We start from the raw sequence: 13691 nt of genomic DNA, 5'->3' as shown, positions 1-13691 counted from the left end.
TGGCTTTTCCTTACAATCCGAGATAGGCGCGCTTGAGCTCGGGATCGCTCGCGATGCTTTCGGCCGTGCCGGCCATGGTGACCACGCCGTTCTCGATGATGTAGGCGCGCTTCGCGATCTCGAGCGATTGCACCACATTCTGCTCGACCAGCATGATCGGCATCCCGTCCGCGTTGAGCTTACGGATCAGCGTGAACATCTCCTCGACGAGGAGCGGCGACAGGCCAAGCGAGGGCTCGTCCAGGATGAGAAGACGCGGTTCCGCCATCATGCCGCGGCCGATGGCGACCATTTGCTGCTCGCCCCCGGAGAGCGTGCCGGCCGCCTGGGCCATACGCTCGCGCAGACGCGGGAAGGTCTCGAAGACGCGCTCCAGGTTGCGGGCGCGGTTGTTCTTCGCGCGGCGGTAGCTGCCAAGCTCCAGATTTTCCCGCACATTCATGTTCGGGAAGATCTTGCGGCCTTCGGGGACATGGATGAGCCCAGCCTCGACAATGGCGGTAGAGTTGGCGCCCGTCAGCGGCTGGCCTTCAAACGTGATCGATCCGGCCCGGGGAGCAAGAACCCCCGACAGAACCTTGTTCAGGGTCGTCTTGCCCACGCCATTGGAGCCAAGAACCGCGACGATCTCGCCGCTTTGCACGGATATGTCGATCCCGCGCAGCACTTCGACCTCGCCGTAGCCGGCGCGCAGACCAGAGATCTCAAGCATGGCTTGCCTCCTCGGCACGCAGACGCGCGGCGGCTCCCTTGCCGAGATAGGCCTCGACAACATGGGGATCGACGCAAACCTCGCGCGGCGTGCCCTGGGCGATCATCTTGCCCTGCGCCAGCACATAGACCTCGTCACACAGGTTCATCACCGCCTGCATGACGTGCTCGATCATGAGGATCGTCACGCCGTCATCGCGGATGGCGCGGATGACGGGCACGATATCGCGGATTTCGGAGGGATTGAGCCCCGCCAGCACCTCGTCCAGCAGCAGAAGCTTCGGTTCGGTCGCCAAGGCCCGCGCCAGCTCGAGCCGCTTGCGACCTGCGACTGTGAGGCTCGCCGCCGGCTTGTCGAGATCAGCGCCAAGCCCGACGCGCCGCGCGACCGCCTCGGCCTTCTCGTGCGCTTCGTTTGAGCGTGCATGACGCAGATAGGCGCCGACCGCGATGTTCTCTCGCACGTCGAGGCCCGCGAAAGGCTGCACGATCTGGAAAGTGCGGGCGATGCCGAGCCTTGCCCGCTCGTGGGCGGGCTGCGGCGTGATATCGCTGGTCTCGAAGAAGACGCGTCCGGCGGTCGGATCGAGAAAGCCGGCGATGATGGCGAATAAGGTCGTTTTGCCGGCCCCGTTCGGGCCGATGAGACCGACGATGCGGCCCTTGTCGACCTTGAGTGACGCGCCCCCGACGGCCGTGAGGCCCCCGAAGCGCATCGTGATATCCCTGACCTCCAGCATCACGCGGTCTCCTCGGCGGTTTTTGTCACCGGCTGCGGCCGAAAGCGGAGCTTGCGCAGGAGACCGAGCACGCCGCCAGGCGCGAAGGCCACCACGAGGATCAGCACCGCGCCGTAGACAGCAAGGTCAATGCCCGCCACCCGGCCGGCAAGAAGCTTGCTCGCCTCGCCGAGACCATGGAGTGTGAAGGCCCCGATGATCGGGCCGAGCACGAGGCCGCGGCCGCCGACCATGGGCGCCAGCAGCGCCTCGACGGAAATCCACAGGCCATAGGCAATATTCGCGTCTATATAGAGGAAGTATTGCAGGTAAAGGCAGCCGGCGACCGCGGTGAGCGCCGCGGACACGGTGATCGCCTTGAGCTTGACGGATAACACGTCAACGCCGAGCGCGCGCGCGGCTTCCTCATTCTCACGCACGGCGACGAGCTGCGCGCCGAAGCGCGAATTGGTGATCATCTGGCAAACGATGAGCCCCACGGCAACGAAGCCGAGCGCCAGCCACAGAAACGCCGCCCGGCTCGTGAACTGCATGTTCCAGAAGCCGACGTCGAGCTTCATCAGCATGCCGGCGGCGCCGCCCGTGAAGCCCGCCGCATTGGCCAGGATGCGCAGCACCTCGGCGAAGGCGAGCGTGACAAGTGCGAAATAGGACCCGCGCAGCCCGGCGCGGAACGACAGGAAGCCGATGATCCAGCCGACCGCCGCGCCGCAGGCGACAGCGACCGCGGTCGCCACCCAGGCATTGATGCCGAAGCGCACCTGCAGGATGGCCGACACATAGGCGCCGGTGCCGAAGAAGGCCGCATGGCCGAAGGAGGATTGCCCGCCGACGCCGCCGAGAAGGTTCCAGCCCTGCGCCGCCAGCGTGATGATCAGCACGAAGACGACGAAGTTGAGAACGACGTTCGATGTGACCGCGAAGGGCAGCAGCGCGAGGATCGCGACAATGAGGATGATGGGGAGATAGCCGCGTCGTGTCATGCCCGTGCTCCGAACAGACCGGTGGGCCGGAACAGCAGCACCAGGATAAAGATGAGGAAGATGCCGATCTGGCCGAGGCTCTCGCCCAGGAACAAGCCGCAGAGGCTTTCCACGACACCGATGAAGAGACCGCCGATGAGCGCGCCGGTGATCGAGCCCATGCCTCCGAGAACGACAATCGTGAAGGCAACCAGCACGAAGGCGCCGCCGACACGCGGATTGACGTAGAAGGTGGGCATCAGCAGACAGGCAGCAATGGCGAGCGTGGCGCAGCCTATGCCGAAGGTCACCGCGAAGACGTGCGAAACGTTGATGCCGACGAGCCGCGCGCCGAGCTTCTCCTTGGCGACGGCCCGGATCGCCTTGCCGGTATCGGTGCGCGCCAGCAGCAGCCAGAGCAGCCCCGTGACGATGACCGCGCCGATGAAACCGAAAAGCCGCGCCTGCGATATGAGCAGCGGGCCGACCTCGAACACATTGAACGAATAATCGGTGCTCAGCGAGCGCGTATCCGAATGGAAGCCAGCGAGCAGCGCGTTCTCGATGATGATCGAGAGGCCGAGCGTGATGAGCAGGATATTGCCATCGTCGCCGTGGCTCGCCGGGCCGATGACGAAGCGCTGAACGGCATAGCCGATCGCGAAAAAGATCAAGGTAAGCGGCAGGATCGCCAGATAAGGGTCTAGCCCCAGAATGCTATGGGCCAGCCAAACAGCAAACATCGCACAGGTCAGGAATGCACCATGCGCGAAGTTGATGATGTGCAAGACGCCATAAACCAGCGTCAGACCAAGCGCGATGAGCGCATAGACCGCACCGGTCAGAAGGCCATTGAGCATGGCTTCCGCGACGATGGGAAGGGAATACATCGAGCGATCCGCCTACAATAAGGGAGAGCGGGCGACGCGAAAGAGACGTCGCCCGGAGGAAGGTCAGCCCCGGACGGGAAAGACCGGTTTGGCATCCGAGAAGGCCTCAGGATAGACCACGCGGATAGTCGCCTTCTGCACCTGCGTCGAAACCGGGGCAGCGCCCTGGTTCTGACCGCCCTCGAACTTCGTCGGGCCATAGGGCATCAGGTGCTTGTCGAAGGTGGAAGCAGTGATCGACTCGATCAGCTTGGCGCGATCGGCGGAGGCCGCACGCTCAATGGCATCGGCGAGCAGCAACACGCAGGAATAATTGAGCGGCGTATTATAGTTCCACTGCTTCCCGGCATCGAGTACGCGCTTCTGCAGGTCCGCATTCTTCGGGTTGCGCGGATCGTGCCAGTGATTGACGTCCATGATGTTCTCAGCGGCTTCCGGAAACTCCTTGACGAAGCGCATGTTCGAGGCGGCGCCGTTCACCACCGCGTACACCGCCTTAGGACGCACGCGCTGCTGCTGCATGGTGCGGGCGAGAAGCACCGTTTCACCATAATAGGTGCTCGGGATAATCAGGTCCGGGTTGAGCGAACGCAGGCGCAATGCCACGTTGGAGAGGTCGCGCGAAGGCGTCGGGATGGCGATCGTCTCGATGATCTCGAAGCCGTGCTTCGGCAGCTCCGTCTGCATGAGCTTGGCAAGGCCGGAACCGAACAGGCCGTCTTCATGGACGAGCGCGATGGTCTTGGCGGGCTTGCCGGCCGCGTCATTGATACGCACCAGGTTCTGGATGGCAGCCTGCGTGCAGATGCCGAAACCTGGTGCGAAGCGGAACGTGTTCTTCAGGCCGCGCTGGATGATCTGATCCGACACGCCGACGTCGACGATATAAGGCAAGTCGTAACGCGCGGCCGCCTGGGTCGTCGCAAGACAGATCGGGCTCGCGAAGCCACCGACGATGGCCGCAACGCCTTCGCTCTGCATGCGCTCGACTTCCTGCACGCCCGCCTCCGGGTTGGAGCGCGCGTCGCCGAACACCATCTCGATCTTGGCGCCACCAAGCGACTTGATGCCGCCGGCCGCATTGATGTCAGCGATCGCCAGCTCGGCACCTGCGCGGCCGAACTCGCCGTCCATGGCTAGCGCGCCGGTAACCGGCTGCAGGATGCCGACCTTCACCGGCGGCGGCTCGGCCGCGCGCAGAACAGACGGTGCAGCGATCGCGGCAGCAGCGGCGATACCCCCCTTGAGAGCGCCGCGCCGGCTAATGGATTTGCTGAACAATGTCATCACCATTTCTCCTCTGACAACCGCCCCCCTCGGTGGCGGCCTCCTTGCTTTTTGGTTGCTTCGAACGCACAACCACAGACAGGCTACACTCAGGCCTTCGTCCTGCGTGGTACCTCCCCGCGTCGCATCTGGGGCTTTGCTTCCTGCCGCGCCAAGGCTTCCGGCCTTGTCTTGGCATCACCTTTTCGTGCGCGCTCGACAGGCGTCCACGAGCGCGAGTTGGCAGCCCCTGTCCGCACCAGATCCATCTGGAAGGAATAGCGATCCGGCCGATAGAAGGCCTGCAGATGCTCGATGCCCTCCCCGGACGGCCCGTAGACCACACGGGTGAGGGCGAGGAGAGCCGCTCCGATCTCAAGCCCAAGGGCCTCGGCGATCTCCGGTCCAGCCAATGTCGCGCCAATCATCTGACTGGCCCTTTCAGCCTCAAGACCGGAGCGCTCCAGCAATTCGAGGAGGGGCTTCGAAGCAAGGTCAGCTTCCGAATAGGAGACACCGATGCGCTCGGGCACATGCGTCACGAGATAGGAGAACGGCTGCCCGTCGATGACACGCAGCCGCACGGAGCGCTGCACGCGCTCCCCTGCGGCAAGCTGAAGGGCCTCCGCCAGCACGGGCGTAGGCGCGACATAGCCGAAGGACAGAAGCTTGACCTCGGTGCGTCGCCCCATCTCCACCAGATGGGACAGGAGGTTTGCGAAATCGGCCGTGACGGGGAAATTCGCCTTGCTGCCGTTGACAAAGGTGCCGGAGCCCGGACGCCTCTCGATGAGACCTTCGTCAGCCAGCTTGTCGAGCGCCCGCCGCACCGTGACGCGCGAAACGCCATGCTGCTCGGCCAGGGCAGGCTCGCTCGGAAGGCGGGTTTGCGGACGCTCCTCGCCACTGATGATGCGATCTCGCAGCAGCAAATAAAGTCTGCGCGCTTTCAGAGGCTCGACGCTGGCCATCCCGCTCTTCTTTCTGTTCTATTATAGATACAGAAACCTGTATTATACATGACACATCTCCGCCACCTGTCAAGCGCGGCCGAGTCGACGTTTCACAACACGCGGCCGAGATCCGGGTGCACTAGCAACGGCCGGCCAATCGCCACGAGATCGGCATGTCCTTGGCGTAGGATATCCTCGATCTGGACCGCCGTCCTGATGTTGCCCACGGCGATGACGGGCACGGCGATCCGTTCGCGGATGGTACTGGCAAACCCAACCTGATAGCCCGGCCCGGTGCTCGGCGGCGGTTCCGGGGAGAGCCCGCCGGAGGACACGTGCACGGCGTCGAGGCCAAGCGGCACGAGCACTGTGAGCGCCTCCGCGATCATCTCGGCGGTCAACCCGCCTTCCTTATAGTCGCTCGCTGATACGCGTATCGTGACCGGCACGTCACGCCCGATAGCCTCCCGCACCGCGCGAATGACATCGGCGACGATGCGGCTCCGCCCCTCGAGGTCTCCACCGTAGGCGTCGTCGCGTCTGTTCGACAGCGGCGAGAGGAACTGATGCAGGAGGTAGCCGTGGGCCGCGTGCAGCTCCACGCCGTCGAAGCCGGCGGCAAGCGCCCGGCGGGCAGCCGTGGCGAAAGCGGTGACAACGCGAGTGATATCGTCGAGGCTCATGGCCTCCGGCATCCCATAGTCGTCGTCATGGGGAATGGCGCTCGGCGCGATCAGCCTTGATCCCGGATGGGGACGCGACTTTCGGCCGCCATGGCTCAGTTGCATGAGGATGGGCACGCCTTCCGCCTTCACGGCCGCCGCGATCGCGGCGACCGGCGGCACATGCGCCTCGCTGAACAGGCCGATGTCATCGGCCATCAGCCGCCCTTCCGGCGCGACGGCCGTCGACTCGATGATGACAAGCCCGACGCCGCCCCGCGCGCGCCGCGCGTAGTGATGCACATGGTAAGCCGTTGCGAAGGCCTCGGCCGTACCTTGGTACTGCTGCATCGGCGGCAGGACGATGCGATTTTTGAGCGTGAGCCCGCCGATGGAAAAAGGTGTGGAGGCCAAACCCGGAGAGACCTGCCCCATGTCACTCACCCCGCCTGGGCATCGCCCAGGGTCGGCTCTTCGCATCAGCCGCGACAAAAGCCTTGATGGCGTCGGATTGACTCATCGTGAGGTCGATATCGTCCCAGCCGTTGAGCAACTTCGTGCGCCATACAGGATCAACGGTGAAAGGCACGGAGAGATTGCCGACCACGATGCGGCAGGCCTCGAGATCGACCAGCATGTCGCGCGCTCCCTCCTCCAGCGCCGCGATCAGGCTCTCGCCGTCGGCCTCGGCGACTTTGGCCGGCAGCAGCCCGTTGTTGACCGAGTTGGAAGCGAAGATGTCACCGAAGCTCGGCGCGATGACGCAGCGGATGCCATAGTCGACGAGCGCATAGACCGCCGCCTCGCGGGAGGAGCCGCTACCGAAGTTGCGTCGCGCGACGATGACTTGCGCGCCCTGGCGCTCCAGCGCATTCAGGGGAAAGTCCGGCCGTGGCGCGCCAGCCTCGTCGAAGCGCAGGTCGTGCAGGAGATAGCCGCCATAACCCTCTGCGCGCGACCGCTTCATGAAGCGGGCGGGGATGAGCTGGTCCGTGTCGACGCTCGAGAGCGGCAGCGGGCAGGCGATGCCGCTAAGCTTGGTGAAGGCTTCCATCAGTTGCGCCCCTTCAAAAGCGGACGCATGTCCGTGAGATGGCCCGTGACAGCCGCGGCCGCGGCCATGGCGGGCGACATGAGATGGGTGCGGGAGCCTGGCCCCTGCCGGCCACGAAAATTGCGATTGGTGGTCGAGGCGCAGCGCTCGCCCGGCGCCACCAGGTCGCCATTCATGCCGACGCACATCGAGCAGCCGGAATCGACCCACTCCAGACCCGCCTCGATGAAGATGCGATCGAGGCCCTCCTCCTCCGCCTGACGCTTCACCTGGGCCGAACCCGGCGAAACGAGGCCCGGCACCTGCGCCTTGCGGCCGGCCAATACGGCTGCGGCGGCGCGGATGTCTTCGATACGGCTGTTGGTGCAGGAGCCGATGAAGATGCGATCCACCCGGATGTCTGTGAGCTTCTGGCCGGGCTTCAGCCCCATATAGTCGATGGCGTCGCGGATATGCGCCGCGCGGCCGGGATCGCCAGCCTTGTCAGGATCCGGCACCGCCATGGTGATCGGCAGCGCGTCCTCGGGGCTCGTACCCCAGGTGACGATCGGCGCAATCTGCGAGCCGTCGAGGCTCACTTCCTTGTCGAAGATCGCGTCGGCGTCGCTGGCGAGCTTGAGCCAATCCTCCGCTGCGCGGTCGAAATCGGCGCCCTGAGGCGCAAAGGGGCGCCCCTTGAGATAGGAGATCGTCGTCTCGTCAGGCGCCACCATACCACAGCGCCCGCCGGCCTCGATGGACAGGTTGCAGAGCGTGAGGCGCCCTTCCATCGTCAGGCCGCGGACCGATGAGCCCGCATATTCCATGGCGTGCCCAGCCGCTCCGTCCGCGCCGATGGCCGCGATGATCGACAACGCGATGTCCTTGGCGACGATGCCGGGCGCGAGTTCTCCGTCGACGCTGATGCGCATGCGCTTTGGGCGTTTCTGCCAGAGCGTCTGCGTCATGAGCACATGCGCCACCTCGGAGGCGCCGATGCCGAAAGCAATGGCGCCAAACGCGCCGTGTGTCGCGGTGTGGCTGTCACCGCAGACAATGGTGAGCCCCGGCAGGGTCAAGCCCTGCTCCGGCCCGACCACATGGACGATACCCTGCCCGGGATCGTCCAGCCCGAACAACTTGAGATGATGGCGGGATGCGTTGCCGCGCAGCCGCTCGATCATGTCGCGGATTGCCGGATCGATCTTCGCGAGATCGCGCACACGGGTCGGAACGTAGTGATCCTCGATGCCGAAGGTCAGGTCCGGCCGGGATACCTCGGCACCGCGCCCCTTCAGCTTGTCGAAGGCGTGAAAGGACCCCTCATGCAGGAAATGTCGGTCAATCCAGAGAAGACTCTGCCCATCCTCGCGATGAACAACGACATGCGCGTCCCAAACTTTATCAAACAGTGCGCGCGGGGTCGCGACCAATGCCATCGGCCTTGTCCTTCTTGCCTCTCCTCGGGAAGGTTACGCCCAATTGCCCCTCCAAGGCAAATCTTGTTTTAATTCTAATACAGATTAATATCCTAGATATGTGACAGGTTCCTGTCCGTTCAAGGCTGATGCTGGGAGGCTTCCGTGAGTGATGTGATCCGTGACGGCGACAAGACCTTCGAGTTCGCGGTACCGGTCGTCGTCATCGGTGCCGGCGCCGCCGGCCTCATCGCCGCATTGGCGGCACGGGAAGCTGGCGCCGATGTGCTTGTGCTCGAACGCGACGCCCTGCCGCGTGGCTCGACCGCACTGTCCGCGGGCCTCATTCCCGCCGCCGGCACCCGCTGGCAGAACGAAGCAGGCATCATCGACAGCCCCGAGACTTTCGCCACCGACGTGATGGCCAAGGCCAAGAACGAGCCGGACCCCGGCCTCGTCGCGCTGGTGACCCGGGAAGCAGGCCCTGCGGTCGAATGGCTCGGCGCAACCTATGGCCTGCCCTTCTCCGTGATCGCCGACTTCAGCTACCCCGGCCACAGCGCGCGGCGCATGCACGGCCTGCCGACCCGCTCCGGCGAGGAGCTGATCGATGCCCTGCGTGGCGCCGCCGAGAGTGCTGGCATCGACATTCTCTGCGAAGCGCACGTGACCACGCTCTTCGCCGACGCCAACAACCGTGTCACGGGCCTCGCCTTCGTCAGGCCTGACGGCTCACGTGATGAAGTCGGCTGCGACCAGCTCATTCTCGCTTGCAACGGTTATGGCGGGAATAAAGATCTCGTGAAGGAGCACATCCCTTCCCTCGCGGAGGCGCTTTACTTCGGCCACGAGGGCAACAAGGGCGACGCGCTTCTCTGGGGCGAAGCGCTCGGCGCCGCCACCCGCCATCTCTCCGGCCACCAGGGCCACGGCTCCGTCGCGCATCCCGCCGGAATCCTCATCAGTTGGGCGACAATCACCGAAGGCGGCGTGCAGGTGAATCTGAACGGCGAGCGCTTCTGCGATGAATCCCGTGGGTATTCGGAACAGGCGGCCGAGGTGCTGCGGCAGCCGCAGGGCCTCGCCTGGACGGTGTTCGACCACCGCATCGCCGACATCACCCGGCAGTTCGAGGACTACAAGCGCGCCGAGGCCATGGGCGCCATCGTCACCGCCAACGACTGGCCCACGCTCGCCGAGCTCATGGGCGTGCCGGCCGAGGCGCTGGCCGCAACCATGGCCGCGACGGCGGAGGCCAAGGCGGCGGCTACCCAGGCAGGAGCCGGCCGCGATGCCTTCGGCCGCGACTTCACCGGCGTGCCCGCCCTCACGGCACCCTATTGCGCGGTGAAGGTGACCGGCGCGCTCTTCCACACCCAGGGCGGCCTCGTCGTCGACGACGATGCGCGTGTGCTCGACGGCGCGGGCCGGCCGCTGCCGAACCTCTTTGCCGTGGGCGGCGCCGCCTGCGGCGTCTCGGGCTCCAAGGCCGCCGGTTATCTCTCCGGCAACGGCCTTCTCACCGCCGTCACCCTCGGCCGCGTCGCGGGCCGGGCCGCGGGGGCGGGGGCTGTGGCAGGTTGAGCGGGCTACCTTCACGGCTCGCCCTTCACTGCACTTGAGCCGGCTTGATCCTGATGCCCTGGCCATGAGGTGCGGGTGGCTGGTCGACGACTGTGTCGACCGGATACTGGAGAGGCCCCGCTTGCTGAATTGCCTCCCCGATCAGCGGACGCAGTTCCTCATACGAAGCCTTGCACGAAATGTCGGACCGCACATCGAGAAACCATGATCGCTCATTGGTCGCGGGCCAATAGGCAAGCGCCAGCCACGCCTCACGAATCCTCGCATCGTTTTTGAACGCCCGGGTGAGACTTGCTATCAGTTGCTCCGGCCGCACCTCAGGCGCGCCGAGCATGACCCGCGTCTCGGTCTCGACGATGCGTATGTCCGGGCGCCCGAGAAGCCTCGCCAACTCCGATGCGGTCCAATAGAGACCGTAAGGCGTGCCTGGATTGAGGAAAGCGCCCGTCGCCGCGACCAGGTTGAACAGGTCCTCCGCTTTGATGCCGAGATAACTTGTGACCGCGCCTCTGGCGTCGGCCACGCGCTCTTCAGACGTGAAGATCGCCGGGACGGCATTACCATCAGGCCCTGTAACCATATGCAGTTGCAACCGGGCGCCAGGCTGCAAAGTGGACGTGTCAGGAGACATCCCCGGCGGGAGTTCGACATAAAGATACGATCGCATCAGCGCGTGGAGAAAAAGCGGCCGCTGCGCCGGGTCGCGCGTCGCCTCGACGAGCAAGCGCTCCAGCTCATTCCGAGGTTCGAACAGCAATGTCGATGCCGGTGCTTCCGTACGAGCCGCCGAATTGGCCTCCTGTTCCGCGAAAGTCGCCTTCGCTTCACCGCGCAAGCTTGTAAAGCGCAGGCCGGAGAACGGATTCGTCATAGATACTTCCCCACAAGTCCAAAGCGTTGAACAGGCGCCGCCCTCCGCTACTTTACTTTATCCTGTTCGGGGTCTCGCTGCGTGTCGCCCGCCTCATCAGGAGGAGACCCGATGACAGGAAAATCCACGAGAATACCTCGCAATCCCGCAAGGATACCCGGCAGATAACTCTGGTCGATCTCAAATACAAAATGATGCCGCTGAACGGGATTTTCAAAATCGCATTCAACCGAAACCTTGATATCTCCCAAGTTAGAGAGCGCGATTTTAACGTCCAGCGTCTCTTCCGCAGTTTGCAATGCCGCGGATCCGGCAAGCTCGCGGTCGACAACTTCCAGCTCGTCGTAGAATGCGGCCAATTCATCCGTACGCAGGAATGCGCCGGCCTTCTCGACAAGAGCGTGGGGCGTTTCCACCCTCATCAACACGTTCAGCCAGTTGTCGTCAAAATAATAGCCAAGGGCAGGCCGCTCGTAGGATAGCACCCACAAGGAGAGCCCGCCGATCCGGACGTCAGGCTCTTCATCGCACGTATCGCCATCCATGTGGCTCTCGACCTTGTCCGCCCGCGCCCCTAAAACGGCGCCTTCTCCGGCTTGAACTGGCCAGCCACGTTGCCGCTCAGTTCGATGGTGTCGGGGTTGAGCATCATGACGGGCGCGCCGGGCGACAGGTCGAAGCGCGACAGGCCTGCCCAGATGACGCTGGGACTTGTCGTCAGCTGAAAGAAATAGACCTTGTTGGTGAGATTGCAGACTGTCCGATACTCGGTGTTATACACGCCGAAATTCTTGTAGGGCGCGCCGAAAGGCACGGATACATTGGCCATGAGCGCGAACATCGAGGCAACCGCCTCTCGCTCGCTCTTAGGCTCTGGCAATACACGCTGGTAATAGGCCGCGCGCTGGAAGCGATCCGTCGGCGAGACATTGCCCGGCAGAGGCGTGTTGGAACTTGGGTTCGCGAAGTCGCTCTTCTCCGACATCGTCTTGAGCAGCACGAGTTGCTGGTCATAGGTCGGGTCGTTGGTCATCACGCGGAATTCGCGGCCGTGATGAACGACGGGCTTGCCATCGATATATTCAATGATCGCGGAGTCGCCCGTCGCGTCCTCCAGCGCCAAATGCACGGTCGCCTTGCGACCGCGGGCCTCCACCATCACGGGCTGGATGGTTTCGAGCAGCGCCAGCGCCTCGGTCACGGTCGCCGCGTTGTCGAGTGCGAACTGCAGCCATAAACCCGCCTGAAGCCCTGGCTTGGCAGGATCGCGCGGACCGAAGTCGGTCGCGTTGAGATACAGCAGATGCCCGGCAAGCCCCTGCTCGTTGAGCCCGTCGACGCTGCCGATACCATAGACCGTGGTGACCAGGCTGCCGTATTTCGAGGTCCAGCGCGCGGGGTTTGCTTCCACGACGGTCGCGGGACCAAGCCGGCCGCCGTCCCGTGCCATTCCGCGCGGGAAGACCGTGAGAATGGGCTCGGTGGATTCCGGCCAGTCCATGGTGCGGCCGACAACAACCAGCTGCGCGTTGTCGTTCCACAGTACCCGCGTGCAGGCCTCGGCGGCCCTGTCGGGGCGCAGAGCCACCACGCTTGCGATGGCCCCGCCAAGAAGCCCACAAAATGTCCTGCGTCGCATATCGACCCCATAAGGCACACACACTGAGAAAGCATAGGGCAAATTGTGGCCGAGGGCACGGGATGCGGACGGACTTACCAACAGCCCGGCGTGGCCTTTGCCGTCGCCCCTGCCACTGCGAGCGCGCTCCCTTGACTTCCGGCGCGAACGGGCCAACGTTAAGCCCATGATCAGCACCGGCGCCACTCTCTTCGTCAACGTTCATCGGGTTTGCCCGATCGCGGGCCTTTAGCCCCCGAGCTCGGCCCCGCGCGCCCCGAGCTCCGGGGGGCGCTTTGACGGAACCGCAGGTGCGACGGCCCGGATTTGGGCCCCCTCTCATTCATTGTCCATGATGTTACGGGTCATCCAAGGCGCGTTGCGCATGGAGCCGTATTTCAACTTAAGAATCTCAAGCCACAGGATCTTCAGACCGATGTCCAGCACCCAAGCCAAGAAGCGGCGCAAGCCTAAGATTGTCGTAAGCGAGGCGGAATATGAACGCCTCGTCGGCCTGGCTACAGCCGCGCTCGACCGGATTCCCGAAGTGGCGGAAGAACTTCTCGCAGAAATGGACCGCGCCTCGGTCGTCGCGGACAAATCCGTGCCGCGCAACGCCGTGCGCATGGGCTCAACGCTGGAATACCAGACGGCCGAGGGCGAGAAGCGCCGTGTGACGCTGGTCTATCCCGGTGACGCCAATATCGCGGATGGCAAGATCTCGATCATGACGCCGATCGGCACGGCTCTCATCGGCCTTTCGCCCGGGCAGTCGATCACCTGGATCGCCCGCGATGGCCGCCAGCATGAACTCACGGTCGTCACCGTCGAGCAGCCGGCAACGGCATCCTGATTTTCCAGCGCGGAGTGGTGCTGGCCTTTCCGTCTGCGCTCAGGGGCCTAGCTCGGCTCTCCGCCAATAGTCGGTAGACAAGCCGCCTTGACGGCGGATGCAATCGATTACATCCTTCTCTCAGGTTCCG

14 protein-coding genes are annotated in these 13691 nt (G+C 64.2%); 2 read left to right on the top strand and 12 right to left on the bottom strand.

The window, feature by feature from the left end:
• Window positions 1-10: 10 nt before the first annotated feature.
• The 9 genes from KIO76_RS09090 to leuC form a co-directional block, all read right to left on the bottom strand.
• Entirely contained in the window at window positions 11-712 is a 702-nt protein-coding gene (locus tag KIO76_RS09090; protein WP_213322796.1) for an ABC transporter ATP-binding protein, read from the bottom strand.
• A complete protein-coding gene (locus tag KIO76_RS09085) occupies window positions 705-1451 on the bottom strand; it encodes an ABC transporter ATP-binding protein (protein ID WP_213322794.1) in 747 nt (248 codons plus the stop codon). The genes KIO76_RS09090 and KIO76_RS09085 overlap by 8 nt, the downstream gene beginning before the upstream one ends.
• Window positions 1451-2434 carry a branched-chain amino acid ABC transporter permease gene (locus KIO76_RS09080; protein WP_213322792.1) on the bottom strand — a complete coding sequence of 328 codons (984 nt, stop codon included), beginning with the start codon at window positions 2432-2434 and terminating at the stop codon, window positions 1451-1453. Before KIO76_RS09080 ends, KIO76_RS09085 begins: the two co-directional genes overlap by 1 nt.
• The gene (locus KIO76_RS09075; RefSeq protein ID WP_213322790.1) at window positions 2431-3303 is read right to left on the bottom strand and encodes a branched-chain amino acid ABC transporter permease; all 873 of its coding nucleotides are present in this window, start codon (window positions 3301-3303) and stop codon (window positions 2431-2433) included. The genes KIO76_RS09080 and KIO76_RS09075 overlap by 4 nt, the downstream gene beginning before the upstream one ends.
• A 63-nt stretch (window positions 3304-3366) precedes the next feature.
• Window positions 3367-4590: an ABC transporter substrate-binding protein gene (locus KIO76_RS09070; RefSeq protein WP_213322789.1), complete on the bottom strand. Its 1224-nt coding sequence runs from the start codon at window positions 4588-4590 to the stop codon at window positions 3367-3369.
• An 89-nt stretch (window positions 4591-4679) separates the two neighbouring features.
• The gene (locus tag KIO76_RS09065; RefSeq protein ID WP_213322787.1) at window positions 4680-5540 is read right to left on the bottom strand and encodes a GntR family transcriptional regulator; all 861 of its coding nucleotides are present in this window, start codon (window positions 5538-5540) and stop codon (window positions 4680-4682) included.
• Between the two features lie 92 nt (window positions 5541-5632).
• Entirely contained in the window at window positions 5633-6619 is a 987-nt protein-coding gene (locus tag KIO76_RS09060; protein ID WP_213322785.1) for an oxidoreductase, read from the bottom strand.
• Window position 6620: 1 nt separating this feature from the next.
• Window positions 6621-7238: a 3-isopropylmalate dehydratase small subunit gene (gene leuD / locus KIO76_RS09055; RefSeq protein ID WP_213322783.1), complete on the bottom strand. Its 618-nt coding sequence runs from the start codon at window positions 7236-7238 to the stop codon at window positions 6621-6623.
• Window positions 7238-8656: a 3-isopropylmalate dehydratase large subunit gene (gene leuC / locus KIO76_RS09050; protein WP_213322782.1), complete on the bottom strand. Its 1419-nt coding sequence runs from the start codon at window positions 8654-8656 to the stop codon at window positions 7238-7240. The genes leuD and leuC overlap by 1 nt, the downstream gene beginning before the upstream one ends.
• 144 nt (window positions 8657-8800) lie before the next feature.
• On the opposite strand from leuC, the gene KIO76_RS09045 reads away from it, so the two are divergent.
• Entirely contained in the window at window positions 8801-10219 is a 1419-nt protein-coding gene (locus KIO76_RS09045) for an FAD-dependent oxidoreductase (RefSeq protein WP_213322781.1), read from the top strand.
• Between the two features lie 25 nt (window positions 10220-10244).
• On the opposite strand, the gene KIO76_RS09040 is transcribed toward KIO76_RS09045, so the two are convergent.
• From KIO76_RS09040 to KIO76_RS09030, 3 genes are read right to left on the bottom strand one after another with little or no spacing between them, the layout of a single operon-like run.
• Window positions 10245-11090 carry an enhanced serine sensitivity protein SseB C-terminal domain-containing protein gene (locus KIO76_RS09040; protein WP_213322779.1) on the bottom strand — a complete coding sequence of 282 codons (846 nt, stop codon included), beginning with the start codon at window positions 11088-11090 and terminating at the stop codon, window positions 10245-10247.
• A 47-nt stretch (window positions 11091-11137) separates the two neighbouring features.
• Entirely contained in the window at window positions 11138-11635 is a 498-nt protein-coding gene (locus tag KIO76_RS09035) for a WapI family immunity protein (protein ID WP_213322777.1), read from the bottom strand.
• A gap of 29 nt (window positions 11636-11664) precedes the next feature.
• Window positions 11665-12729, bottom strand: a complete 1065-nt coding sequence (locus tag KIO76_RS09030; protein ID WP_213322775.1) for a linear amide C-N hydrolase — start codon at window positions 12727-12729, stop codon at window positions 11665-11667.
• Between the two features lie 415 nt (window positions 12730-13144).
• Here KIO76_RS09030 and rnk point away from each other — a divergent pair, with 415 nt between their 5' ends.
• Window positions 13145-13561, top strand: coding sequence for a nucleoside diphosphate kinase regulator (rnk, locus tag KIO76_RS09025; protein WP_213322773.1), 417 nt, complete (start codon window positions 13145-13147; stop codon window positions 13559-13561).
• The last annotated feature ends 130 nt before the right edge of the window (window positions 13562-13691 follow it).

Source organism: Chelatococcus sp. YT9, from assembly GCF_018398315.1.
In the GTDB taxonomy this organism is placed as follows: Bacteria; Pseudomonadota; Alphaproteobacteria; order Rhizobiales; family Beijerinckiaceae; genus Chelatococcus.
The sequence above is the reverse complement of the archived record's forward strand: the minus strand, read 5'-3'. Positions and strand labels throughout refer to the sequence as shown.

What these genes read in the sequence shown, in the direction of transcription:
- KIO76_RS09090 (WP_213322796.1), bottom strand. Translation starts at nt 712, where the DNA reads ATGCTTGAGATCTCTGGTCTGCGCGCCGGCTACGGCGAGGTCGAAGTG.
- KIO76_RS09085 (WP_213322794.1), bottom strand. Translation starts at nt 1,451, where the DNA reads ATGCTGGAGGTCAGGGATATCACGATGCGCTTCGGGGGCCTCACGGCC.
- KIO76_RS09080 (WP_213322792.1), bottom strand. Translation starts at nt 2,434, where the DNA reads ATGACACGACGCGGCTATCTCCCCATCATCCTCATTGTCGCGATCCTC.
- KIO76_RS09075 (WP_213322790.1), bottom strand. Translation starts at nt 3,303, where the DNA reads ATGTATTCCCTTCCCATCGTCGCGGAAGCCATGCTCAATGGCCTTCTG.
- KIO76_RS09070 (WP_213322789.1), bottom strand. Translation starts at nt 4,590, where the DNA reads ATGACATTGTTCAGCAAATCCATTAGCCGGCGCGGCGCTCTCAAGGGG.
- KIO76_RS09065 (WP_213322787.1), bottom strand. Translation starts at nt 5,540, where the DNA reads ATGGCCAGCGTCGAGCCTCTGAAAGCGCGCAGACTTTATTTGCTGCTG.
- KIO76_RS09060 (WP_213322785.1), bottom strand. Translation starts at nt 6,619, where the DNA reads ATGGGGCAGGTCTCTCCGGGTTTGGCCTCCACACCTTTTTCCATCGGC.
- leuD (WP_213322783.1), bottom strand. Translation starts at nt 7,238, where the DNA reads ATGGAAGCCTTCACCAAGCTTAGCGGCATCGCCTGCCCGCTGCCGCTC.
- leuC (WP_213322782.1), bottom strand. Translation starts at nt 8,656, where the DNA reads ATGGCATTGGTCGCGACCCCGCGCGCACTGTTTGATAAAGTTTGGGAC.
- KIO76_RS09040 (WP_213322779.1), bottom strand. Translation starts at nt 11,090, where the DNA reads ATGACGAATCCGTTCTCCGGCCTGCGCTTTACAAGCTTGCGCGGTGAA.
- KIO76_RS09035 (WP_213322777.1), bottom strand. Translation starts at nt 11,635, where the DNA reads ATGGATGGCGATACGTGCGATGAAGAGCCTGACGTCCGGATCGGCGGG.
- KIO76_RS09030 (WP_213322775.1), bottom strand. Translation starts at nt 12,729, where the DNA reads ATGCGACGCAGGACATTTTGTGGGCTTCTTGGCGGGGCCATCGCAAGC.
- rnk (WP_213322773.1), top strand. Translation starts at nt 13,145, where the DNA reads ATGTCCAGCACCCAAGCCAAGAAGCGGCGCAAGCCTAAGATTGTCGTA.